We start from the raw sequence: 24,233 nt of genomic DNA on the forward strand, positions 1-24,233 counted from the left end.
CGGTATTCCTAGACCAACTTTAGGAAAGAACCAACATCATGGCTGCGATCAGTGTCGAACCTTGCACCTTTGCCCTGTTTGGCGCCCTCGGCGACCTGGCATTGCGCAAGCTGTTTCCTGCGCTTTACCAGCTTGACCGGGCCAACCTGTTGCACCCGGACACCCGCTTGTTGGCGTTGGCCCGCGAAGCCGGCAGCGCGCAGGAGCACCTGAACAGCATCGAGGCGCACCTGCGCCGGCATGTGCCCGAGGCGGATATCGAGCCAGCAGCGCTGGGGCGCTTTCTCGCCAGGCTGAAGTACCAGCACCTGGATTTCCTTCAGCCCGAGGGCTATCAGGCCCTGGCCGAGCAATTGCCAGGCGAACTGCCGCTGATCGCTTACTTCGCCACGGCGGCAGCGGTGTACGGGGCAATCTGCGAAAACCTCGACAAGGCTGGGCTGGCCCCGCGCACCCGTGTGGTGCTGGAAAAGCCTATCGGCCACGACCTGGAGTCGTCACGCCGAGTCAACGATGCCGTAGCACGGTTCTTCCCCGAAAGCCGGGTTTACCGTATCGATCATTACCTGGGCAAGGAGACGGTGCAAAACCTCATTGCCTTGCGCTTCGCCAACAGCCTGTTCGAAACCCAGTGGAACCAGAACTCCATCTCCCACGTGGAGATCACCGTTGCCGAAAAAGTCGGTATCGAAGGCCGCTGGGGCTATTTCGACAAGGCTGGCCAACTGCGTGACATGATCCAGAACCACCTGCTGCAGCTGCTGTGCCTGATCGCCATGGACCCGCCCAGCGAACTGTCGGCCGATGCCATTCGCGACGAGAAGGTAAAAGTGCTCAAGGCCCTGGCACCGATCACCGGCGACGGGCTAAGCACCCGTGTGGTGCGTGGCCAGTACATTGCCGGCTACAGCGAAGGCCAACCGGTACCCGGCTACCTGGAAGAAGACAACGCCAATGCCCAGAGCGACACCGAAACGTTCGTTGCCCTGCGTGCCGACATTCGCAACTGGCGCTGGTCGGGCGTGCCGTTCTACCTGCGTACCGGCAAGCGCATGCCGCAGAAACTGTCGCAGATCGTTATCCACTTCAAGGAAACGCCGCACTACATCTTCGCCCCGGAACAGCGTTTGCAGATCGGTAACAAGCTGATCATCCGCCTGCAACCGGACGAAGGCATTTCTTTACGGGTAATGACCAAGGAGCAGGGGCTGGACAAGGGCATGCAGCTGCGCAGCGGCCCGTTGCAGCTGAATTTTTCCGACACCTGGCGCAGCGCGCGGATTCCGGATGCCTACGAGCGCTTGCTGCTCGAAGTGATGCGTGGCAACCAGAACCTGTTCGTGCGCAAGGATGAAATCGAGTATGCCTGGAAGTGGTGCGACCAGTTGATCGCCGGCTGGCGTAATGCGGGCGATGCGCCCAAGCCTTACGCGGCGGGCTCCTGGGGGCCGATGAGCTCGATTGCACTGATCACACGCGATGGGAGGGCGTGGTATGGGGATATCTGAACTGAAATTGCCAGCGGCTGTGAAGGTACACGCGCTGGCAGATGCCAAGGCGCTGGCCGCCACTCAAGCCCACGACGTGGCCGAGCGCCTGCGTGCGGCGATTGCTGCCAAGGGCCAGGCCTGCCTGGTGCTGTCCGGCGGCCGCAGCCCGGTGCCGTTCCTGGAGAAGCTGGCCAGCGAAAACCTGGACTGGTCCAAGGTCACCGTCAGCCTGGCCGACGAGCGCTGGGTGCCCGTGGAGCACGCCGACAGCAACGCTGGCCTGCTGGCCCGCCACCTGCTGAAGGGGGCAGCGGCCAAGGCCCGCTTTGTTGGCCTGTACCAGCAGGCGGAGAACCTCGATGCCGCCGCGCTCAAGGCCGACCAGGCCTTGGCCGGGCTGCCACTTATCGATGTGCTGGTGCTGGGCATGGGCGACGATGGCCATACCGCCTCGCTGTTCCCGGCCAGCCCCAACCTGGAAGCAGGCCTGGACCTGTCCAGCCCGCGCCGCTGCCTGCCATTGCTGGCACCGAGCGTGCCGCACCAGCGCCTGTCGATGACCCGCTCGCTGCTGGCCAGCGCTGCCTTTACTGCGCTGTCCGTGCAAGGCCAGGGCAAACTCGCTACCCTGCGCGCCGCGCTGGCTGGCAACGACCTCACTGAAATGCCGATTCGCGCTTTTCTTCACGACCCCCTGGACATCTACTGGTGCCCATGAGCCAAGGATCCACAGTCATGACCACCCTTGAACGCCCACAGCCCAAGCTCTCGATGGCCGATAAAGCCGCGCGGATCGATGCCATTTGCGAAAAGGCACGCATCCTGCCGGTGATCACCATCGCCCGTGAGGAAGACATTCTGCCACTGGCTGATGCCCTGGCCGCCGGCGGCATCCGTACCCTGGAAGTGACCCTGCGTTCGCAGCATGGCCTGAAGGCCATTCAGGTGCTGCGCGAGCAGCGCCCGGAACTGTGCGTCGGCGCCGGTACAGTGCTTGATCGCGGCATGTTCGCTGCTGTCGAAGCGGCCGGTGCGCAGTTCGTCGTTACCCCGGGCATAACCCAGGACATTCTGGAAGCCGGTGTGGACAGTGAAATCCCGTTGCTGCCAGGCATCAGCACACCGTCCGAAATCATGATGGGCTATGCCCTGGGTTACCGCCGCTTCAAGCTGTTCCCGGCGGAAATCAGCGGCGGTGTTGCAGCGATCAAGGCCTTTGGCGGGCCGTTCGGTGATATCCGCTTCTGCCCAACCGGTGGCGTCAACCCGGCCAACGTGCGCAATTACATGGCCTTGCCTAATGTGATGTGCGTGGGCGGGACCTGGATGCTCGACAGCAGCTGGATCAAGAACGGCGACTGGGCGCGGATTGAAGCGTGCAGTGCCGAGGCGATGGCGTTGCTGGACGCCAACTGAATTTGTTGTGTGCTTTACGGCTTGTGGGGCGCTTGGTCGGCGCCCCTTTTTTTGCCTGGAATTCTTGCAGCGCCAGTACCCGCGAAAAGGCCGGCACAGGCAAACGAAAAAGCCCGCATCAAACGATGCGGGCTTTCTCATTCATCGCGGCAAGGCTCAGGCCGCTTTGGCTTCCTGCTGGCTCAGAGAGCGGTTCAGTGCGCTGAACAGCGCCTTGAAGCTGGCGGTGGTGATGTTTTCATCGATACCCACACCATGCACCGGACGGCCACCGGCCACGCGCAATTCAATGTAGGCAGCAGCCTTGGCATTGGTGCCTGCGCCAATGGCATGCTCGTTGTAGTCCATGATCTCCACCGAGATCGGCAGGCCGGCTACCAAGGCTTCCAGGGCGCCATTGCCCTTGCCGCGCCAGTGCAGGGTGGTTTCGCCTTCGCCGGCGACTTCCACTTCCACGGCGCTGTGGCCGTTTTCTTCCTGCAGGCGGTGGCTGACCAGCGCGTACGGCGCGTTGGCCTGGAGGTATTCCTTGTGCAGCAGGCTGTAGATCTGCTGGGCGGTCATTTCCAGGCCCAGGCGGTCGGTTTCACCCTGGACGACCTGGCTGAATTCGATCTGCATGCGGCGTGGCAGGCTGATGCCGTATTCCTGCTCGAGCAGGTAGGTGATGCCGCCTTTGCCTGACTGGCTGTTGACGCGGATGACCGCCTCGTAGCTGCGGCCGATGTCGGCCGGGTCGATCGGCAAGTAAGGCACTTCCCACAGTTCGCCTTCCTGCTGCTTGGCGAAGCCTTTGCGGATGGCGTCCTGGTGCGAGCCGGAGAACGCGGTGTGGACCAGATCGCCCACATACGGGTGACGTGGGTGCACCGGCAGCTGGTTGCACTCTTCGACCACTTTGCGCACGCCGTCGATGTCGGAGAAGTCCAGCAACGGGTCGATGCCCTGGGTGTAGAGGTTCAGTGCCAAGGTCACCAGGTCGACGTTACCGGTACGCTCGCCGTTGCCGAACAGGCAGCCTTCGGCGCGGTCGGCACCCGCCATCAGGCCCAGTTCGGTGGCGGCGATGCCGGTGCCACGGTCGTTGTGGCAGTGCAGGCTGATGATCACGCTGTCGCGACGGCTGACGTTACGGCAGAACCACTCGATCTGGTCGGCATAGATGTTCGGCGTGGACACTTCCACGGTGGCCGGCAGGTTGAGGATGATCTTGTGCTCAGGCGTCGGGTTCCACACCTCGATGACTGCGTCACAGACTTCCTTGGCGAACTCCATTTCGGTGGCGCTGAAGGTTTCTGGCGAGTACTGGAAGGTCCACTGGGTTTCCGGTTGCTGGGCAGCGTACTTGACGAACAGCTTGGCCGCGTTCACCGCGATGTCCTTCACGCCTTGCTTGTCCTGGTTGAAGACGATGCGGCGGAACGACGGGCTGGTGGCGTTGTACAGGTGGACGATGGCTTTCTTGGCACCGCGCAGCGACTCGAAGGTACGGGCGATCAGGTCTTCACGGGCCTGGGTGAGCACCTGAATGGTGGTGTCGTCCGGGATGTGGCCTTCTTCGATCAGCATGCGCACGAAGTCGAAGTCAGTCTGCGAAGCGGACGGGAACGAGGCTTCGATTTCCTTCACACCCACCTGCACCAGCGTCTTCCAGAAGCGCAGTTTCTTCTCCGAATCCATCGGCTCGATCAGCGACTGGTTGCCATCACGCAGGTCGGAGCTGCACCAGATCGGCGCGGCAGTGATGGTCTTCGACGGCCAGGTGCGGTCAGGCAGGTCGATGGTCGGGAAAGCGCGGTACTTCTTCGAAGGGTCTTTGAGCATGGTCATGGAAGCAATCCTTTTGTGTGCGGCCGAGATCGGGCCTGCCGAGCGATAACGAGATGAAGAGGCGAGGCGACGCGATTCAGCCTGGTAGTCGGGCGCTGACCAGGCAGAGGCTGCGATGTTGTCGGAGCAGGATGAGGGTGCTGAAGGTTTTCATGCCTTCAAACTTAACCAGTGAGATGGGGGATGGCAAGCGTTCGGGGAAAATTGAGAGGAATGCTTAAAAAAAGCTTATGGGCGAGATTTTGTGGCTGTCTTTCTAAAAAGGCTTATTTGTTCTTGCGCGGTATTTTTCGATGGCGCAACACGATGGAATTGATGTTGGCAGTGCTGGCCTCCTCGCGGGTAAACCCGCTCCTACAAGGTACCGCGCACCCTTCAGATGCGGCGCGCCCCTTGTAGGAGCGGGTTTACCCGCGAAGAGGCCAGCACCGGCGGTACAGGTCTCAGGGCTGAAACGCGCCAATGAAAATGGCCGGGTCCACCCGCGCATCATTCAAGCTGACATTCCAGTGCATGTGCGGCCCGGTCGCCCGCCCGGTGGAGCCCACACGCCCGACCACCTCGCCGCGGCGCAGTTGCTGCCCCTCCTGCACGTCGATCTTCGACATATGGCAGAACATGCTGATAAACCCCTGCCCATGGTCGACAAACACTGTACGGCCATTGAAGAAGTAGTCCCCCACCAGAATCACCTTGCCATTGGCGGGGGTCTTGATTGGCGTGCCCGCCGGCACCGCGAAGTCCAGCCCGGCATGCGGGTTGCGTTCTTCGCCATTGAAGAAGCGGCGTACGCCAAACTTGCTCGACAGCGGGCCGTTGACCGGCTTGTCGAGGATCAGGTTGCTCGGCAGGCTCGGGCTGAAGCTGCGGTAGGCCTTGATCTGCTCGGCCAGTTCGCGGTCGATGCGCTTGAGGTCGGCCGGGTTCGGGTTGACCTGGCGGGTGTTCTTCAGGGTGATGCGCTGCTCGGGGTATTTCTTGCTCCCCACGCTGAAGGGCAGCGTGCGACCACCCTGGCTCAGCGTGGCGGTGCCGGGCTTCTGGGTCAGCGGGATGCCGACGATGGCCAGCCAGGTATCCTGCTCCTTCACCACCAGCACCGGCTTGCCGTCGAAGCGGGCACTGGGCGCGCTGGCGGCGGGGCCCAGGTCGACCACCGCCACGCCGCCGGGCACCGGCTTGTTCAGCGTACGGGTGATGTAGCTGGCCTGAGCGCCGCCGGCCAGCAGCAACAGGGAAAGGGCAAGCAGGGGCGCAAGCAGGCGGGGCATGTGTCAGTCCAGTAGTGAGAGGGTGACCGGGGTCAGGTGGTTGTCTTCGACCCGCACCAGCAGCTCGCCTTCGTTCAGGCGAGCGGTCAGGCGCTGGCCGTTGCGGGTCTGTTCGGCGCTGCGGATGGCCTGGCCTTGTTCATCCAGCAAAATGCTGTAGCCGCGGGCGAGGGTGGCCAGCGGGCTGACCACCTGCAGGGTTTGCAACTGAGCCTGGAAGCGTTGGCGGCGATCTTTGAGCACGTCGCGCATGGCCCGTGGCAGGCGCTCGGCCAGGCTGTCCAGGCGCTGGCTCAGCAGTTTCAGGTTACGCCCCGGGTGCTGTGCGGCCAAGCGCGTATCCAGGCGTGCCAGGCGCTCGCGGCGCTGGTTGAGGCTGAGCATGAAGGCGCGGCGCAGGCGCATGTCCAGGTCGTCCAGGCGCTGGGCTTGCTGGCGCAAACGCTCGCCCGGGTGACGCAGGCGCCGGGCCAGGGATTCCAGGCGCAGGCGGTCGTGGGTCAGGCGGTTCTGCATGCGCAGCAGCAGGCGCCGTTGCAGGCCATCCAGGCGTTGCTGCAGGCCACTGTTGTCGGGGGCCAGCAGTTCGGCGGCAGCAGACGGCGTGGGCGCGCGCACGTCAGCGACAAAGTCGCTGATCGACACATCGGTTTCATGGCCCACGGCGCTGACAATCGGCGTGACGCAAGCGGCAACCGCACGCGCCACGGCTTCTTCGTTGAAACACCACAGGTCTTCCAGCGAGCCGCCTCCGCGGGCCAGGATCAGCGCATCGAAACCGAGGCTGTCGGCGAGGCGGATCGCACGCACGATCTGCGCGATGGCTTCGCGGCCCTGTACCGCTGTCGGGATCAGGTTCAGCTCTACCTGGGGGGCACGGCGGCCGAACACACTGATGATGTCGCGGATCACTGCACCGGTGGGTGACGTGATGATGCCGATGCGCTGTGGGTGGGCCGGTAGCGGCTTCTTGCGTTCGGCGCTGAACAGCCCCTCGGCACCGAGCTTTTCCTTCAGGGCTTCGAACGCCAGGCGTAGCGCGCCATCGCCGGCCGGCTCGACGGTGTCGAGAATCAGCTGGTAGTCGCCACGCCCCTCGAACAGTGAAACCTTGCCGCGCACACGAACTGCAAGGCCGTCTCGCAGGGCCTGGCGTACGCGGGTGGCATTCTGCCGGAACAACGCACAGCGCACCTGGGCGCCGCTGTCCTTGAGGGTGAAGTACATGTGGCCGGACGCCGGGCGGGCGAGGTTGGAAATCTCGCCTTCCACCCACACGCTGCGGAACACGTCTTCCAGCAGCACGCGGGCGCGGCCGTTGAGTTGGCTGACGGTAAGGACCTCACGGTCCAGGCCGAGTCGTTCGAAGGGGTCTTTGATCATGGCGGGCATCATAAAGGACATCGGCCCCGGTTGTCTGTCCCGGCCCTATCGCCTTCACGAACTGGCGCACCATCTGCCCTGCATCACGTCGGCAAGCCAGCGCTACGGTGCTCTCGCAGCCCCCTTCCAGCGCCACGAAACTGACCGAAGCCGGCGCAATTTCACGCATGCACGCTGGCAGTAGCGCCACCCCGAACCCCGCCTGAATCAGCTGCAATTGCGTAGTTTTGCGCGACAGCACCTGCGCCGCGCGCGGAAAGAAGCCGGCCGCCATGCACAACGAAGCCGACAGGTAACTCAGCCCGCCACGGTCCCGGTGCGGGATGGAAATAAAACATTCTTCCCTCAATTGCCCCAGTTGAACGTGCTGCGCGTTGGCCAGCGGGTGCTCAGCGGCGACCGCCAGCAATAGCGGTTCGCTGAACAGTTCATGCAGCACCACGCCTTCGTGCTGGCGCAGCACTGGCAAGCGCAGCAGGCCAATATCCAGCCGCCCGGCCGCAATATCTTCCAGCTGGGCCTCCGACGACTGCTGCGCGATCTCCAGCGAAACCCCCGGGTTTTCCCGCAGATAGCTCCCCAGGCGAGCCAGCAACGGGCCGATCAGCGGCACGGTACTGGAATGGTTCAGGCGCAGGCTGCCCTGCAACCCCTCGCCAATGTCGCGCGTTACGCGCTCTGCTTGCGCCAGGTCGGCCAGCAAGCGGCGTGCCCGTTCGAGAAAGGCCTGCCCGGCCAACGTCAGGCGCGGCAGGCGTGCCGTGCGTTCGAACAGCGGCGTGCCCAGATGCTGCTCCAGCTCCTTGATTTGCCGGCTCAGCGCCGACTGGGCGATGTACAGCCGTTCGGCGGCGCCGCTGAAGCTGCCACACTCGGCAATTTCCACGAAGTAACGCAACTGGCGGATCGACGTCATGTCATGCCTTTTCAAGATAGCTATGGCGATAAAGGCATATTAGTCGGCATGGCTCATGGCTGGCTAACCTTGGCCTGTCTTTTCAGGAACTGCTGCCATGTTTGCCCAACTGTCGTTTTCCGGCCTTGACTGGCTGCCCATCCTGTTCGGTGTCGGTGCCGCCTACATCGTTTTTGGCATCGCCGGTTTCGGCACGGCGCTGGTGGCCGGCCCTGTGCTGATCCACTTCATGCCGTTGTCACGCATCATCCCGCTGTTGGTGTTGCTGGACTTCGTTGCTGCGTTCGGCAACCTGCTGCCATCGCGCCGGGATGTGGTGCGCAGCGAGTTGTTGCGGCTGCTGCCGTTCATGGCGCTGGGCTGCACGCTGGGCGTGGTATTTCTTCTGCAACTGAAATCCGACCTTTTGCTGCTGCTGATGGGCTTGTTCGTCACGGCCTACGCGCTGTACGGGTTGGCGGTGAAGGTGCGGCCGGCCCGGTTGTCTGGCGTGTGGGCGGTGCCGATGGGTACGGCAGGTGGTTTGTTCGGTGCGCTATTTGGCAGCGGCGGTTTCTTGTACGCCCTTTACCTGAGCGCACGGCTGGAGGTAAAGGAGCAGGTACGTGCCACCCAGAGCGCGCTGATCAGTTGCAGCACGGTGGTGCGCCTGACGCTGTTCCTGGTCGCCGGTGTCTATGCCGACCAAAGCTTGCTGCTGCTTGCCGCCTGCTTGCTGCCGGTCATGTTCGTCGGCCTTTGGCTGGGGCGCAGGCTGACCCACCGGCTGTCCCGTGAGGCATTTGTACGCCTGGTTACCTGGCTGGTGCTGGCCAGCGGGCTGGCGTTGATTGGTCGCTACCTGAGCGCCTGAGCGGTAGAATTGCGTCATTACCGCAGTTTTTCAGGCTTTTCCCGTTCATGAACACCCAGAGCATCATCGTTCCCAAGCTGTCCACCGTCCCGGTGCATGAAGCCCGCGCCCGCGCCATCCTGCGCTGGCTGGTGCGCGAAAAGGTCGTCGAGGAGCAACTGACCACCTGTGGCCGCACCGGCAACCGCATGGGGCATGCCTTGGCTGCAGGCGCGCGCAAAGTGGCCCTGCACCCGGAAAAACTGCCCTTCGGCCAGCAGGTCAATGGCCTGGAAGTGATGCTCAAGCGCTGCATCTATACCCCGACCGATGGCTTCCTTGAAGAAGCCGGTTGCCCGGAATGCCGGCGCGAAGTGGGCGAGCCGCTGTTCGAAAGCCTGGAAGAGTGGATGCCGGGGGTAAGTGACAACTTCACCTGCCCGCTGTGCGGCTTCGAAGATGACATCAATGGCTTCATTTATCTGCAGCCATGTGCCTTTTCCAACCTGGGGTTCATCTTCAACAACTGGGGCGAGGCCGGGTTCACCCAGGCCTTTCTCGACAGCTTCGCCGACTGGCTCGACCAGCCGGTGGCCGTGGTGCAGGTAAAACTGCCACAAGGCTGACCGAAGGCCCTTATTTTGCATTGAGCGGCGCGCCGTGCATGAGTATAATGGCGCGCTTCCATTTTTCCCGCCCGGGAGCCCCCGCGATGCTGCGTATCAGCCAAGAAGCCCTGACCTTCGACGATATCCTCCTTGTACCTGGTTATTCCGAGGTACTGCCCAATGAAGTCAGTCTCAAGACCCGTTTGACCCGTGGCATCGAGCTGAACATTCCGCTGGTTTCCGCCGCCATGGATACCGTGACCGAAGCGCGCCTGGCCATTGCCATGGCCCAGGAAGGCGGTATCGGCATCATCCACAAGAACATGACCATCGAACAGCAGGCCGGCGAAGTGCGCAAGGTCAAGAAGTTCGAGGCTGGCGTGGTCAAGGACCCGATCACCATCGAGGCCGACGCCACCGTACGCGACCTGTTCGACCTGACCCGCCTGAACAACATCTCCGGCGTACCGGTGCTGGCGAACGGCGACCTGGTCGGCATCGTCACTTCCCGTGACGTGCGCTTCGAAACCCGCCTGGACGCCAAGGTCCGCGACGTGATGACGCCAAAAGAGCGTCTGGTCACCGTCCGTGAAGGCGCTGACAAGAACGAAGTGCGCGAGCTGCTGCACAAGCACCGCCTGGAAAAGGTCCTGATCGTTGACGACAAGTTCAACCTCAAGGGCATGATGACCGTCAAGGACATCGAAAAAGCCAAGGCCTACCCGCTGGCCAGCAAGGACGACCAAGGTCGTCTGCGCGTTGGCGCTGCGGTCGGCACCGGCAAGGACACCGGCGAGCGCGTTGCTGCCCTGGTAGCCGCTGGCGTTGACGTGGTGGTTGTCGACACCGCCCACGGCCACTCCAAAGGCGTGATCGACCGCGTTCGCTGGGTAAAAGAAACCTACCCGCAAGTGCAGGTCATCGGCGGCAACATCGCCACCGGCGCTGCTGCCAAGGCCCTGGCCGAAGCAGGCGCTGACGCCGTCAAGGTCGGTATCGGCCCAGGCTCCATCTGCACCACCCGTATCGTTGCCGGTGTCGGCGTGCCGCAAATCAGCGCCATCGCCAACGTTGCCGCCGCACTGGAAGGCACTGGCGTGCCACTGATCGCCGACGGCGGTATCCGCTTCTCCGGTGACCTGTCCAAGGCCATCGTTGCCGGTGCTTCCTGCGTGATGATGGGTTCGATGTTCGCCGGTACCGAAGAGGCTCCGGGTGAAGTCGAGCTGTTCCAGGGCCGTTCCTACAAGGCCTACCGTGGCATGGGCTCGCTGGGTGCCATGGCACAGGCGCAAGGCTCGTCCGACCGTTACTTCCAGGACTCCTCGGCCGGCGCCGAGAAGCTGGTACCGGAAGGCATCGAAGGCCGTGTCCCTTACAAAGGCGCCCTGGCCGCGATCATCCACCAGCTGATGGGCGGCCTGCGTTCGTCCATGGGCTACACCGGCAGCGCAACCATCGAAGAGATGCGCACCAAGCCGGAATTCGTGCGCATCACCGGTGCCGGCATGGCCGAGTCCCACGTGCATGACGTGCAGATCACCAAAGAAGCCCCTAACTACCGCGTAGGCTGAGGCTTCCAGCAATATCAGCATGCGGGGCTGTCACGACAGCCCCGCGTCGTTTCCGATTTCCACTGACGAGATTGAGTCATGGCCCTCGACATTCACGCTCACCGCATCCTGATCCTCGATTTCGGTTCCCAGTACACCCAGCTGATTGCCCGCCGCGTGCGCGAAATCGGCGTGTACTGCGAACTGCACCCGTTCGACATGGACGATGAAGCGATCCGCGAATTCAACCCGCGCGGCATCATCCTCGCCGGCGGCCCCGAGTCGGTCCACGAAGCCAACAGCCCACGCGCTCCGCAGGCCGTGTTCGACCTGAACGTACCGGTGCTGGGCATCTGCTACGGCATGCAGACCATGGCCGAGCAGATGGGCGGCAAGGTAGAAGGTTCCGACCTGCGTGAATTCGGTTATGCCCGCGTAGACGTGGTCGGCAAGAGCCGCCTGCTCGACGGCATCGAAGACCACGTTGACGACGACGGCGTACTGGGCCTGGACGTGTGGATGAGCCACGGCGACAAGGTTACCCAGATGCCGGGCAACTTCCACGTGCTGGCCAGCACCCCAAGCTGCCCGATCGCTGGCATGTTCGACGATTCCCGTGGCTACTACGGCGTGCAGTTCCACCCGGAAGTGACCCACACCAAGCAAGGCGGTCGCATCCTGTCCCGCTTCGTGCAGGACATCTGCGGTTGTGAAGCCCTGTGGACGCCTTCCAACATTGTTGAAGACGCCATCGCCCAGGTGCGTGAGCAAGTCGGTTCGGCCAACGTCCTGCTGGGCCTGTCTGGCGGCGTTGACAGCTCGGTGGTTGCCGCGCTGCTGCACCGCGCCATCGGCGACCAGCTGACCTGCGTATTCGTCGACAACGGCCTGCTGCGCCTGCACGAAGGCGACCAGGTAATGGCCATGTTCAAAGAGAACATGGGCGTCAAAGTGATCCGCGCCGATGCTGAAAAGCAGTTCCTCGACAACCTGGAAGGCGAAGCCGACCCGGAGAAGAAGCGCAAGATCATCGGCCGTACCTTCATCGACATCTTCGATGCCGAAGCCAGCAAGCTGGAAAACATTCAGTTCCTCGCTCAGGGCACCATCTACCCGGACGTGATCGAGTCGGCTGGCGCCAAGAGCGGCAAGGCCCACGTGATCAAGTCGCACCACAACGTGGGTGGCCTGCCGGAAGAGATGAACCTCAAGCTGGTCGAGCCGCTGCGTGAGCTGTTCAAGGACGAAGTACGCAAGATCGGCCTGGAACTGGGCCTGCCGTACGACATGGTCTACCGCCACCCGTTCCCGGGCCCGGGCCTGGGCGTGCGCATCCTGGGTGAAGTGAAGAAGGAATACGCCGACATCCTGCGTCGCGCCGACCACATCTTCATCGAAGAACTGCGCAAGGCCGACTGGTACCACAAGACCAGCCAGGCGTTCGTGGTGTTCCAGCCGGTCAAGTCGGTTGGCGTCGTTGGCGACGGCCGTCGCTACGCCTGGGTCGTGGCCCTGCGTGCCGTCGAGACCGTGGACTTCATGACCGCGCGCTGGGCACACCTGCCGTACGAACTGCTGGAAACCGTCAGCGGCCGTATCATCAACGAAATCGACGGTATCTCCCGCGTTACCTACGACGTGTCGAGCAAGCCGCCGGCGACTATCGAGTGGGAATGATCCCGCGCCAATAGCCGGAAACACCCAAAAGCCCGCTTGAATGCGGGCTTTTGCATTTTTTAGCGCTACATCGAACCGAGCTGCAGGATCTCGTCTCCCGCTTCATCCTGCTCACCTGTCGGTTTCCAGCCCAGATGACGATAGAAGCCATATGAGCGTACGTTCGGGTCGCTGGAGCAAGCCAGGAAGGGGTGTTCGAACCCCAGCTCCCGCAGCTGATCGACAACCATCTGAAGCAAACGCTTACCGGTTCCCTGGCCTTCGTATGCGGGTAACAGGGCAAGTACGGTGACCTCGCCGCTGTCCTTGTCGGCGAAGCAGTAGCCGACTATCTCATCAGCATTGCAAGCCACGAACCCAGGGGAGCACCCGTCGCGAATGCCGCTGCTCCAGGTGTCGACGGTGATGCCCAGGGCGCGCAGGTCCTCTTCCGTGAATGCGTTCTCCCTGGTCAGGGCCCGGATGGCTATACAGGTTGCGGCGTCTTCGGGTACTGCAGGGCGAAAGGTAATGGCTGCCATGATGTCGGCCTTGCTGAATAAAAAAACCATTGTGCGTGTACAGCGGTTTGCGAATCTGTAAACAAGCGTAAACACCAGGGAAAGGGTGGCTTAGGCCATTGAAACAACACTTCACTTAATCTTTCCTATTTGCAGGTGTATCGTATTCGCCCTTCATCGCCAGCCGCTGCTGGCAGCTTGATTGCGCAGAACACGAGGTACCCGCACCAATGTCCTTCACCCGTCGACAAATGCTCAAAGGCCTCACCGGCCTGGTTGTGGTTGGCCTGGGCGCCGGTGGCGCGGCGCGTTACTGGCTGGGCAAGGTCGAAGACGACAATGCCGGGCATGATTACGAGCTGATCGCCGCGCCGCTGGATGTCGAGCTGGTGCCGGGCTTCAAGACCGAGGCCTGGGCTTTCGGCCCTTCGGCACCAGGCACCGAGCTTCGCGTGCGCCAGGGCACCTGGCTGCGGGTACGCTTCATCAACCACCTGCCGGTGGAAACCACCATTCACTGGCACGGCATTCGCCTGCCGCTGGAAATGGACGGTGTGCCCTACGTCTCGCAACTGCCGGTCAAGCCTGGCGAGTATTTTGACTACAAGTTCCGCGTACCGGATGCCGGCAGCTACTGGTATCACCCGCATGTCAGCAGCTCCGAAGAGCTGGGGCGCGGTCTGGTTGGCCCGCTGATCGTCGAGGAGCGCGAGCCGACCGGCTTCCAGCATGAGCGCACCCTGAGCCTTAAGAACTGGCACGTGGACGAGCAGGGCGCCTGGCTGCCCTTCAGCATCCCGCGTGAGGCCGCGCGCAACGGCACCGCCGGGCGCTTGATCACCATCAATGGCCAGGCAGGCTCGGTCACCGAGCTGCCGGCCGGCCAAGTGGTGCGGGTGCGTCTGCTGAACCTGGACAACACCTGGACCTACCGCCTCAACCTCAAGGGCAATTGCGAGGCAAAAATCTATGCCCTCGACGGCAACCCGGTGACCCCGCGCCCATTGGAAGACGAGTACTGGCTCGGCCCGGGTATGCGCATCTGCCTGGCCATCCGTATTCCCGAGGCGGGTGAGGAGATTTCCCTGCGTGACGGTTTCGTGCGCCTGGGCACCCTGCGTTCGGTGGCCAGCAATGACGCGCCAAGTGACTGGCCGCCAGCGCTGCCGCCCAACCCGATCGCCGAGCCGGACCTGGAGAATGCCGAAAAGCTCAACTTCAATTTCGAGTGGGCGGCCAACGTCACCGTCACCCCTGACCCGGACAAACCATCGAGCATGTGGCAGATCAACGGCCAGGCCTGGGACATCACCGACAAGACCTGCGCCGACCGCCCCATCGCCACGTTGAAGAAGGGCAAGAGCTACATCTTCGAGCTGAAGAACATGACCCAGTACCAGCACCCGATCCACTTGCACGGCATGAGCTTCAAGGTGATCGGCTCCAACCGCCACGACATCAAGGAGCCGTGGTTCACCGATACCTACCTGCTGGGCAAGAACGAACGCGCCCAGGTAGCCCTGGTGGCGGATAACCCGGGCACCTGGATGTTCCACTGCCACGTCATTGACCACATGGAAACCGGCCTGATGGCCGCGATTGCGGTGGTTTGATGCGCCCGCAGATCATCGACCGCAGCCGCGATCAGGAATTCATGCGCCTGGCACTGACATTGGCTGCGCAAGGCGCAACCATGGGGGAAGTGCCGGTGGGGGCAGTGCTGGTGCAGCATGGCCAGGTGATCGGCCAGGGCTTCAACCGGCCGATCATCGACAGCGACCCCAGTGCGCATGCCGAGATGGTGGCCATCCGCGCAGCGGCGAAGTCTGCCAGTAATTACCGGCTGCCCGGCAGCACCCTTTACGTGACCCTGGAGCCGTGCAGCATGTGTGCGGGGCTGATCGTGCATTCGCGGGTGATGCGCGTGGTGTTTGGGGCGCTGGAGCCCAAGGCAGGGATTGTGCAGAGCCAGGGGCAGTTCTTCGGGCAAGGGTTCCTGAACCATCGGGTGATGGTGGAGGGCGGGGTGCTGGCTGAAGAGTGCGGGCAGATCCTCAGTGATTTCTTCAAGGCTCGCCGGGCTAAAGGATAGCCTGTTCCGGCCTCTTCGCGGGTAAACCCGCTCTCACAGGTCATGTGCAAAACTCAAAGGGAGCGCTGTACCTGTGGGAGCGGGTTTACCCGCGAAGAGGCCCTGACAGGCTTACATCGGCGGCGACTGATCCGCCGGCTTGTCCTTGTTCACCCCGGGCACATGCAGGTTGCCCTCGGCCACCTGGCCTTCTAGCTGCGGCTGGGTCACCCAGGTGAGGATGTCGTAGTAGCGGCGGATGTTGGCCACGAAGTGCACAGGCTCGCCGCCACGGGCGTAGCCGTACTTGGTCTGGCGATACCACTGCTTCTGCGACAGGCGCGGCAGCATCTTCTTCACGTCCAGCCACTTGTTCGGGTTGAGCTTCTCGCGCTTGGCCAGGGTACGGGCGTCTTCCAGGTGGCCGCTGCCGACGTTATAGGCAGCCAGTGCGAACCAGGTGCGGTCCGGCTCCTGAATGCTGTCGTCCAGCTCTTCCTTGATCTTCATGAAGTATTTGGCGCCGCCCTGAATGCTCTGTTTCGGGTCCAGGCGGTTGGATACGCCCATGGCCTGGGCGGTGCGCTGGGTCAGCATCATCAAGCCGCGCACGCCGGTCTTGGAGGTGACCTCCGGCTGCCACATCGATTCCTGATAGCCGATAGCGGCCAGCAGGCGCCAGTCCACCTGCTCGACCTTGGCGTAGCTCTTGAAGTGCTTCTCGTACTTGGGCAGGCGTTGCTGCAGGTGCTGGGCGAAGGTGTAGGCGCCCACATAGCCCAACACGTCGACGTGGCCGTAATAACGGTCTTTCAGGCGCTGCAGGGTGCCGTTCTTCTGCGCTTTGTCGAGAAATTCGTTGATCTCGTTGAGCAGGCTGTTGTCTTCGCCCGCAGCCACTGCCCAGCGCTGGTCACGGGTATCGCCCAGGTCGAAGGCAACCCGCACGTTGGGGAAGTACACCTGGTTCATCGCCAGCTCGTTGGAGTCGACCAGGGTCAGGTCGATCTGCCCTTCGTCGACCATGCGCAACAGGTCGACCACCTCGACGGCGTCTGACTCTTCGTATTGCAGGCCTGGGTACTGCTTCTTCAGCTCGGCCAGCTGGTCGGCATGGCTGCTGCCCTTGAGTACCATGATCTTCTTGCCGACCAGGCCCTTGGCGTCTGTGGGGCGCGGGCGGCCGTTGCGATAGATGACCTGCGGGGTCACCTCTAGGTACGGGTGAGAGTATCTGACCTGGGCCTTGCGCCGCTCACTGCTGACCAGGCCGGCAGCGGCCAGCACCGGGCCGGAGGGCTTGCCGAGGGCGTCGTACAGCTCGTCGAGGTTGTCGGCGGTCTCGATTTGCAGCTTCACGCCGAGATCTTCGGCGAAATGCTGGACCAGCTCGTATTCGAAGCCGGTTTCGCCGTTGCGGTCCTGGAAGTAGGTGGCCGGGCTGTTGCGGGTGATGACGCGCAGCACGCCATCCTCCTTCACGCGCTCGAGGGTGCTGGGTTTTTCAACGCAGGCACCGAGCAGCAGAAAGAGTCCGGTTGCGAGAAGCCATTTGGCGCAACGCTGGCGCAAAGCAGTGTGGGCGAACATAGGTTGCAGTATACGCAAAGGACCGGCCCAACCATATCTCGACAACTGTTAGCTTGTCTGGTAGCACATTTTGTGCTGCAAGCTACAAGCTTCAAGCCACAAGAAAAAGCGGGTGTAGTACTGCCCGCTCTTGCTTGTGGCTTGAAGCTTGCCTCTTGCCACTTTTTTCTGACCCGAAAGTCCGGTTCCACCGCCCGGCAGCCGTGGCGTAGAGCGGGTGCCGAAAGCCATCGAATTAGGCTAGAATGCACGGCCTCTAAGCACACCCCTTCCTGAGGCTGTCCCGACGATGTTGATCCTGCGCGGCGCTCCTGCCCTTTCTGCCTTTCGCCACGGTAAATTACTCGAGCAACTGAGCCAGAAAGTCCCCGCTGTTACTGGTTTGTATGCCGAATTTGCCCACTTCGCCGATGTTGACGGCGAGCTGACCGCCGACCAGCAGCAGGTGCTGGGCCGTCTGCTCAAGTACGGCCCGAGCGTGCCGGTACAGGAGCCGACCGGCCGCCTGTTCCTGGTCGTACCGCGCCTGGGCACCATTTCGCCTTGGGCCAGCAAGGCCAGCGACATCGCCCACAACTGCGGCCTGCAGTCGATCCAGCGCCTGGAGCGCGGCATCGCCTACTACGTCGCCGGCACCCTGAGCGACGCTGACGCTGCCTTGGTCGCCGCCGAACTGCACGACCGCATGACCCAGCGTGTGCTGGCTCAGCTGGAGCAGGCGGCCGACATGTTCAGCCATGCCCAGCCAAAGCCGATGACCTCGGTCGACATCCTGGCCGGTGGCCGTGACGCCCTGGCCAAGGCCAACATCGACCTGGGCCTGGCCCTGGCCGAAGACGAGATCGACTACCTGGTCAACGCCTTCCAGGGCCTCAAGCGCAACCCGAACGACATCGAACTGATGATGTTCGCCCAGGCCAACTCCGAGCACTGCCGCCACAAGATCTTCAACGCCAGTTGGGACATCGACGGCCAGGCTCAGGAAAAAAGCCTGTTCGGCATGATCAAGAACACCTACCAGATGCACAACGAAGGCGTGCTGTCCGCATACAAGGACAACGCCTCGGTCATCGTCGGTAACGTGGCCGGCCGCTTCTTCCCGAACCCTGAAACCCGCCAGTACGGCGCGGTGCAGGAGCCGGTGCACATCCTGATGAAGGTGGAAACCCACAACCACCCGACCGCCATCGCCCCGTTCTCTGGCGCCTCTACCGGCTCCGGCGGCGAAATCCGCGACGAAGGTGCTACCGGCCGTGGCGCCAAGCCCAAGGCTGGCCTCACCGGCTTCACCGTGTCCAACCTGCGCATCCCGGGCTTCGAGCAGCCATGGGAGCAGGCTTACGGCAAGCCTGAGCGCATCGTCGACGCCCTCGACATCATGATCGAAGGCCCTCTGGGTGGCGCGGCGTTCAACAACGAATTCGGTCGCCCGGCCCTGACCGGTTACTTCCGTACCTTCGAGCAGGCCATCAACACCCCGCACGGCGAAGAAGTGCGCGGTTACCACAAGCCGATCATGCTGGCCGGTGGTATGGGCAACATCCGTGAAGACCACGTGCAGAAGGGCGAGATCACCGTCGGCGCCAAGCTGATCGTGCTCGGTGGCCCGGCCATGCTAATCGGCCTGGGCGGCGGCGCCGCTTCGTCGGTGGCGACCGGTGCCAGCTCGGCAGACCTGGACTTCGCCTCGGTACAGCGTGAAAACCCGGAAATGGAGCGCCGTTGCCAGGAGGTCATCGACCGCTGCTGGCAACTGGGCGACGCCAACCCGATCGCCTTCATCCACGACGTTGGCGCCGGCGGTATCTCCAACGCCTTCCCTGAGCTGGTCAACGACGGTGGCCGTGGTGGCCGCTTCGAACTGCGTAACGTGCCCAACGACGAGCCGGGCATGGCCCCGCACGAAATCTGGAGCAACGAATCGCAAGAGCGTTACGTGCTGGCCGTCAGCGCCGTTGATTTCGAGCGCTTCCAGGCCATCTGCGAGCGTGAGCGTTGCCCGTTTGCCGTAGTCGGTGAAGCGACTGAAGAGCCGCACCTGACTGTAAGCGACAGCCACTTCGGCAACACGCCTGTGGACATGCCGCTGGACGTGCTGCTAGGCAAACCGCCACGCATGCACCGTTCGGTTACCCGTGAAGCCGAGCTGGGCGATGACTTCGACCCGAGCAAGCTGGACCTGGACAACGCCGTCCAGCGCGTTCTTAGCCACCCGGCCGTGGCCAGCAAGAGCTTCCTGATCACCATCGGCGACCGCACCATCACCGGCCTGGTTGCCCGCGACCAGATGGTCGGCCCGTGGCAGGTACCGGTTGCCGACTGCGCCGTTACCGCCACCAGCTTCGACGTCTACACCGGTGAAGCCATGGCCATGGGCGAGCGTACCCCGCTGGCACTGCTGGATGCCCCGGCTTCCGGCCGCATGGCAATTGGCGAAACCCTGACCAACCTGGCCGCTTCGCGTATCGAGAAGCTGTCCGACATCAAACTGTCGGCCAACTGGATGTCCGCCGCTGGCCACCCGGGTGAAGACGCCCGCCTGTACGACACCGTCAAGGCTGTCGGCATGGAGCTGTGCCCGGAGCTGGGCATTACCATTCCGGTCGGCAAAGACTCGATGTCGATGAAGACCAAGTGGAGCGATGAGGGCGTCGAGAAGAGCGTCACCTCGCCAATGTCGCTGATCATCACCGGCTTCGCCCCGGTCACCGACATTCGCAAGACCCTGACCCCAGAACTGCGCATGGACAAGGGCGAAACCGACCTGATCCTGATCGACCTGGGCCGTGGCAAGAACCGCATGGGCGCCTCGATCCTGGCCCAGACCTACGGCAAGATCGCTGCCCAGGCACCGGACGTCGACGACGCTGAAGACCTCAAGGCCTTCTTCGCCGTGATCCAGGGCCTGAACGCCGACGGCCACCTGCTGGCCTACCACGACCGTTCCGACGGCGGCCTGGTCACCACCGTGCTGGAAATGGCCTTCGCCGGCCACTGCGGCCTCGACCTGCACCTCGACCCGCTGACCGACAGCAAGGGCGACGTGCCGGCCATCCTCTTCAACGAAGAGCTGGGCGCAGTCATCCAGGTTCGCCAGGATGCCACTCCGGACGTACTGGCACAGTTCAGCGCTGCTGGTCTGGGCGAAGGTTGCGTCGCGGTGATCGGCAAGCCGGTCAACAACGGTGAAGTGTCCATCAGCCTGAACGGCGAAGTGCTGTTCGACGACGACCGCCGCATGCTGCAGCGTCAGTGGGCTGAAACCAGCTACCAGATCCAGCGCCTGCGTGACAACGCCGACTGCGCCGACCAGGAATTCGACCTGCTGCTCGAGGAAGACAACCCGGGCCTGTCGGTGAAGCTGGGCTTCGACGTCAACGACGACATCGCCGCACCGTACATCAAGAAGGGCGTACGCCCGCAAGTGGCCATCCTGCGTGAGCAGGGCGTCAACGGCCAGGTCGAAATGGCTGCTGCCTTCGACCGCGCCGGCTTCGCCGCCATCGACGTGCACATGAGCGACATCCTCGCTGGCCGTGTCGACTTCGAAGCCTTCAAGGGCCTGGTCGCCTGCGGTGGCTTCTCGTACGGTGACGTACTGGGTGCCGGCGAAGGCTGGGCCAAGTCGGCGCTGTTCAACGCCCGTGCCCGTGACGCCTTCCAGGCCTTCTTCGAGCGTACCGACAGCTTCGCCCTGGGCGTGTGCAACGGTTGCCAGATGATGTCCAACCTGCACGAGCTGATCCCGGGCACCGAGTACTGGCCGCACTTCGTGCGTAACCGCTCGGAGCAGTTCGAAGCCCGTGTGGCCATGGTCGAGGTGCAGAAGTCCAACTCGATCTTCCTGCAGGGCATGGCCGGTTCGCGCATGCCGATCGCCATCGCCCACGGCGAAGGCCACGCCGAGTTCGCCAACGAAGCGGCACTGCTGGAAGCCGACGTGTCCGGTTGCGTGGCCCTGCGCTACGTCGACAACCACGGCAAGGTCACCGAAGCCTACCCGGCCAACCCGAACGGCTCGCCGCGTGGTATCACCGGCCTCACCAGCCGCGACGGCCGCGTGACCATCATGATGCCGCACCCGGAGCGTATGTTCCGCGCCGTGCAGAACTCCTGGCGCCCGGACGAGTGGCAGGAAGATGCCGCGCTGATGCGTATGTTCCGCAACGCACGGGTGTGGGTGAACTAAGGCGTGTACAAGCTCGCCTTCTTCGTCCCTGCCAGCCATGTCGAAGTGGTCAAGGCCGCCGTGTTCGCCGCCGGTGGCGGGCGCATCGGTGACTATGACCACTGCGCCTGGCAAACCCTGGGCCAGGGCCAGTTTCGCCCGCTGGACGGCAGCCAGCCGTTCCTCGGGCAAGCCGGCCAGGTTGAGGTGGTAGAGGAATGGAAGGTGGAGTTGGTGGTGGCTGACGACCTGATTGCCCAGGTCGTCGCTGCGCTCAAGCAGAGCCACCCGTACGAGACGCCAGCCTATGAAGTCTGGCCGTTGGCCGACTTGTAGACCGCGTCGCCTGTATCGCGAGCAAGCTCGCTCCTACAGGTTCTTCACCTTCCTTGAAATCGGTGAGGTACTTGTAGGAGCGAGCTTGCTCGCGATAGGGCCCTGTCAATCAACAGCAATCTCCCGCCCAACCCCAGGCCGCTTCAACCAGCCACACGCCAGCAACCCCACCTCGAACAACACCCACATCGGCACCGCCAGCATCGTCTGCGAAAACACATCCGGCGGCGTCAATATCATCCCCACCACAAAGCACCCGACAATCACGTAGGGCCTGCTGCGCCGCAACGTGGCCACATCGGCCAACCCCACCCAGACCACGATGAACGTCGCCACCGGGATCTCGAACGCCAGCCCGAACGCCAGGAACAGCGCCAGGATAAAGTCCAGGTACTGGCTGATGTCGGTCATCATCGCCACGCCGTCCGGCGTCACGCTGGCAAAAAAGCCAAACATCATCGGGAACACCAAAAAGAACGCGAAGGCCATGCCGGCATAGAACAGCACAATGCTCGACACCAGCAGCGGCAGGGCAATGCGCCGTTCACGGCGGTACAGCCCCGGCGCCAGAAAGCCCCAGGCCTGGTGCAGCAGCAGCGGCATGGCCACGAACAGCGCACACATCGCGGTCAGCTTGAACGGTGTCAGAAACGGCGAGGTGACGCTGGTCGCGATCATGCTCGCGCCTTCTGGCAAAAAGCGCCGCAGCGGTTCGGAAATGAGCGTGTACAGCGTTTGCGCAAAGGGGAACAGGCCGGCGAACACCAGCGCCACCAACGCCAGGCAACGCACCAGGCGTTTGCGCAGGTCGCGCAGGTGTTCGGTCAACGGCATGCTGGCCGCCGGGTCCATGGCAATACTCATGAGGCGTTTTCCTTGGGCTGGGCGACCGTGGCTGCATCATTGGCCGGCTCCGCGTTCAGGCTTATGCCTTGGCGGATCTCCTGCTCCAGGCGCTGTAATGGGGCGCTGTCGAGGTTTGGCATGTCGATTTCGCGTTCTACCTGCGTGCGTAAGGCGTGCATGGCCCGGCGCGCCTGGCCCAGTCCGCGCCCCAGGGTACGCGCCGCTACCGGCAGGCGTTCCGGGCCCAGCACCAGCAACGCGACGATGCCGACCAACAGCAACTCGCTGAAGCCTACCTCGAACATCAGGCCTGACGATCCGCTTGAGGCTGCTGAGTGGCCTGGCCGTTCAGCGGCGCCTGCTGCTGTACCTGTGCCTGGCCAGCGGCATTGACATCGTTGTCACCGCCCATGGATTTGCGAAAACCCTGGATCGCCTCACCCACATCGCTGCCCAGGCCCTTGAGGCGCTTGGTGCCAAACAGCAGGAATACGATCAGCAGTACGATCACCAGTTGCCAGATTCCAATGCCACCCATTGCGACCACTCCTGTAAGGTCATGAAAAGGAAGGCTAATCCTGCCTCGTGTAGATGACGTACACATGACGGACGGGCATTGCCATCTACCTGCAACACACCGCGTGTTGACTGGCGTCTTTATTCTGCGAGCGAGGCACGCACGGATGGGTGGCAGGCAACAGCGGGGGGCGGCCCTGTTGATGGTGATGGTGGTGCTTGCGATGCTGGCGGCGGGCATGGCCTGGCTGGTGGAAGACGGCCGGCGCCAAGTGGATGAGGTGCGCCTGCTGCATCAGCGGGTGCAGGCGCGGGCCATGGAGCAGGCCGGCCTGGCCTACGCCGAGCAAGCCCTGCGCGACCCCGCCTGGCGGCTCAGCCCATTGTTCTGGCAGGCCTTGCGTGGGCAGCCGTTGAACTATGACTTTGGCGCAGGCCAGGCACAGTTGCGGGTGCGTGATCAGCACACCTGTTTTAACGTCAATGCGCTGCTCGGTGCTGATGGCGAGCGAGCCGAGCGTCAGTTGCGCTATTTGCTAGGCGACGACATGGCGGCTGAGCGGCTGGTCGATGCGCTGGCCGACTGGCTTGACGCCGACAGCGATACCCGTCTGCAAGGCGCCGAAAGCGCCCAGTACCTGCGTCAGCAGCCGGCTCGGTTGGCGGCCAACCAGCCGATGCTCGACACCAGCGAACTGAACCTTCTGCTGGAGCCTGACGCCAGCCGGCAGGCCCGCTACCCGATGCTATGTGCCTTGCCGCAGGTGACCGGCTGGCGGCTGAACGCCAATGCGCTTGGGCTTGAGCATCTGCCGCTGCTGGAGGCGTTGTACGAAGGGCGCTATTCGCGCTCGTTGCTCAGCCGCATCATCAGCGGGCGGCCGGCGTCGGGGTATGTGGATGCTGGGGCTTTGCGTCAGGCGCTGGGGGCGGTGGATGATGAAACGTTCGAACGGCTGAGCGAAGGGTTGCTGCTGAACAGCGGGTATTTCCTGTTGCAGTTGTCGTTCGAGGAAGAAGGGCGGGTGATACGCAGCGAGTTCCAGGTGGAGGCACTGGGGGTGGTGCAATGGCATGCCCGGGTGCCGGCGCAGCAGGTGCGGGTGCGCAGCCGCGAGCCGATGGCCTGGTAAGGATTGAAATTGTCGGGGCTGCTTTGCAGCCCAATCGCCGGCAAGCCAGCTCCCACAGGAGTACCACAGCATTCAGAGGCTGCGGTATCCCTGTGGG

Annotated in this window: 21 protein-coding genes; 12 read left to right on the forward strand and 9 right to left on the reverse strand. The window is 63.1% G+C overall.

Annotated elements, in window-relative coordinates:
* The first annotated feature begins 38 nt into the window (after window positions 1-38).
* Genes zwf through QQ992_RS05400 form a run of 3 tightly spaced genes read left to right on the forward strand, consistent with a single transcriptional unit; the run spans window position 39 to window position 2,906 of the window.
* On the forward strand, window positions 39-1,508 hold the full coding sequence (gene zwf, locus QQ992_RS05390) for a glucose-6-phosphate dehydrogenase (protein WP_286112507.1): 1,470 nt from the start codon (window positions 39-41) through the stop codon (window positions 1,506-1,508).
* Window positions 1,495-2,208, forward strand: a complete 714-nt coding sequence (gene pgl / locus QQ992_RS05395; protein ID WP_105946890.1) for a 6-phosphogluconolactonase — start codon at window positions 1,495-1,497, stop codon at window positions 2,206-2,208. Before zwf ends, pgl begins: the two co-directional genes overlap by 14 nt.
* A gap of 17 nt (window positions 2,209-2,225) precedes the next feature.
* On the forward strand, window positions 2,226-2,906 hold the full coding sequence (locus tag QQ992_RS05400) for a bifunctional 4-hydroxy-2-oxoglutarate aldolase/2-dehydro-3-deoxy-phosphogluconate aldolase (protein WP_112250863.1): 681 nt from the start codon (window positions 2,226-2,228) through the stop codon (window positions 2,904-2,906).
* 156 nt (window positions 2,907-3,062) lie between these two features.
* On the opposite strand, the gene leuA is transcribed toward QQ992_RS05400, so the two are convergent.
* From leuA to QQ992_RS05420, 4 genes are all read right to left on the reverse strand, one after another.
* A complete protein-coding gene (leuA, locus tag QQ992_RS05405; protein WP_016713080.1) occupies window positions 3,063-4,736 on the reverse strand; it encodes a 2-isopropylmalate synthase in 1,674 nt (557 codons plus the stop codon).
* Window positions 4,737-5,179: 443 nt separating this feature from the next.
* A complete protein-coding gene (locus QQ992_RS05410) occupies window positions 5,180-6,007 on the reverse strand; it encodes a M23 family metallopeptidase (RefSeq protein ID WP_286112509.1) in 828 nt (275 codons plus the stop codon).
* A gap of 3 nt (window positions 6,008-6,010) precedes the next feature.
* On the reverse strand, window positions 6,011-7,390 hold the full coding sequence (gene xseA, locus QQ992_RS05415) for an exodeoxyribonuclease VII large subunit (protein WP_026020419.1): 1,380 nt from the start codon (window positions 7,388-7,390) through the stop codon (window positions 6,011-6,013).
* Window positions 7,350-8,306: a LysR family transcriptional regulator gene (locus tag QQ992_RS05420; RefSeq protein ID WP_433963103.1), complete on the reverse strand. Its 957-nt coding sequence runs from the start codon at window positions 8,304-8,306 to the stop codon at window positions 7,350-7,352. The genes xseA and QQ992_RS05420 overlap by 41 nt, the downstream gene beginning before the upstream one ends.
* A 97-nt stretch (window positions 8,307-8,403) precedes the next feature.
* On the opposite strand from QQ992_RS05420, the gene QQ992_RS05425 reads away from it, so the two are divergent.
* The 4 genes from QQ992_RS05425 (at window position 8,404) to guaA (ending at window position 12,976) form a co-directional block, all read left to right on the forward strand.
* The gene (locus QQ992_RS05425; protein WP_286112510.1) at window positions 8,404-9,159 is read left to right on the forward strand and encodes a sulfite exporter TauE/SafE family protein; all 756 of its coding nucleotides are present in this window, start codon (window positions 8,404-8,406) and stop codon (window positions 9,157-9,159) included.
* A 47-nt stretch (window positions 9,160-9,206) separates the two neighbouring features.
* Complete coding sequence (locus QQ992_RS05430; protein WP_028698964.1) at window positions 9,207-9,764, forward strand: hypothetical protein; 558 nt, start codon at window positions 9,207-9,209, stop codon at window positions 9,762-9,764.
* 86 nt (window positions 9,765-9,850) lie between these two features.
* Window positions 9,851-11,320 (forward strand): IMP dehydrogenase, encoded by a 1,470-nt coding sequence (guaB, locus tag QQ992_RS05435; RefSeq protein ID WP_012270723.1) that lies wholly within the window; start codon window positions 9,851-9,853, stop codon window positions 11,318-11,320.
* Between the two features lie 78 nt (window positions 11,321-11,398).
* Window positions 11,399-12,976, forward strand: a complete 1,578-nt coding sequence (gene guaA, locus QQ992_RS05440; protein ID WP_105946886.1) for a glutamine-hydrolyzing GMP synthase — start codon at window positions 11,399-11,401, stop codon at window positions 12,974-12,976.
* 65 nt (window positions 12,977-13,041) lie between these two features.
* Here the strand turns inward: guaA and QQ992_RS05445 are convergent, their stop codons facing one another.
* A complete protein-coding gene (locus tag QQ992_RS05445; protein ID WP_286112511.1) occupies window positions 13,042-13,497 on the reverse strand; it encodes a GNAT family N-acetyltransferase in 456 nt (151 codons plus the stop codon).
* Window positions 13,498-13,706: 209 nt separating this feature from the next.
* On the opposite strand from QQ992_RS05445, the gene QQ992_RS05450 reads away from it, so the two are divergent.
* A complete protein-coding gene (locus tag QQ992_RS05450; protein ID WP_286112512.1) occupies window positions 13,707-15,089 on the forward strand; it encodes a multicopper oxidase family protein in 1,383 nt (460 codons plus the stop codon).
* Complete coding sequence (tadA, locus tag QQ992_RS05455) at window positions 15,089-15,568, forward strand: tRNA adenosine(34) deaminase TadA (protein ID WP_286112514.1); 480 nt, start codon at window positions 15,089-15,091, stop codon at window positions 15,566-15,568. Before QQ992_RS05450 ends, tadA begins: the two co-directional genes overlap by 1 nt.
* A gap of 111 nt (window positions 15,569-15,679) precedes the next feature.
* Here the strand turns inward: tadA and mltF are convergent, their stop codons facing one another.
* Window positions 15,680-17,137: a membrane-bound lytic murein transglycosylase MltF gene (gene mltF / locus QQ992_RS05460; protein ID WP_019098095.1), complete on the reverse strand. Its 1,458-nt coding sequence runs from the start codon at window positions 17,135-17,137 to the stop codon at window positions 15,680-15,682.
* Window positions 17,138-17,426: 289 nt separating this feature from the next.
* Here mltF and purL point away from each other — a divergent pair, with 289 nt between their 5' ends.
* Window positions 17,427-21,326, forward strand: coding sequence for a phosphoribosylformylglycinamidine synthase (gene purL, locus QQ992_RS05465; RefSeq protein ID WP_286112515.1), 3,900 nt, complete (start codon window positions 17,427-17,429; stop codon window positions 21,324-21,326).
* 3 nt (window positions 21,327-21,329) lie between these two features.
* Window positions 21,330-21,641, forward strand: coding sequence for a YqfO family protein (locus QQ992_RS05470; RefSeq protein WP_286112516.1), 312 nt, complete (start codon window positions 21,330-21,332; stop codon window positions 21,639-21,641).
* Between the two features lie 105 nt (window positions 21,642-21,746).
* Here QQ992_RS05470 and tatC read toward each other — a convergent pair whose 3' ends face one another.
* Genes tatC through tatA form a run of 3 tightly spaced genes read right to left on the reverse strand, consistent with a single transcriptional unit; the run spans window position 21,747 to window position 23,025 of the window.
* Entirely contained in the window at window positions 21,747-22,505 is a 759-nt protein-coding gene (gene tatC / locus QQ992_RS05475) for a twin-arginine translocase subunit TatC (protein ID WP_286112517.1), read from the reverse strand.
* Window positions 22,502-22,792, reverse strand: a complete 291-nt coding sequence (gene tatB / locus QQ992_RS05480) for a Sec-independent protein translocase protein TatB (RefSeq protein ID WP_025753758.1) — start codon at window positions 22,790-22,792, stop codon at window positions 22,502-22,504. Before tatB ends, tatC begins: the two co-directional genes overlap by 4 nt.
* Complete coding sequence (gene tatA / locus QQ992_RS05485; RefSeq protein WP_025753757.1) at window positions 22,792-23,025, reverse strand: twin-arginine translocase TatA/TatE family subunit; 234 nt, start codon at window positions 23,023-23,025, stop codon at window positions 22,792-22,794. Before tatA ends, tatB begins: the two co-directional genes overlap by 1 nt.
* A 145-nt stretch (window positions 23,026-23,170) precedes the next feature.
* Between tatA and gspK the strand changes: the two genes are divergently transcribed.
* Complete coding sequence (gene gspK / locus QQ992_RS05490) at window positions 23,171-24,136, forward strand: type II secretion system minor pseudopilin GspK (RefSeq protein ID WP_286112518.1); 966 nt, start codon at window positions 23,171-23,173, stop codon at window positions 24,134-24,136.
* Window positions 24,137-24,233: the final 97 nt, after the last annotated feature.

The sequence above is a fragment of the Pseudomonas kurunegalensis genome (assembly GCF_030291635.1).
GTDB lineage: Bacteria > Pseudomonadota > Gammaproteobacteria > Pseudomonadales > Pseudomonadaceae > Aquipseudomonas > Aquipseudomonas monteilii.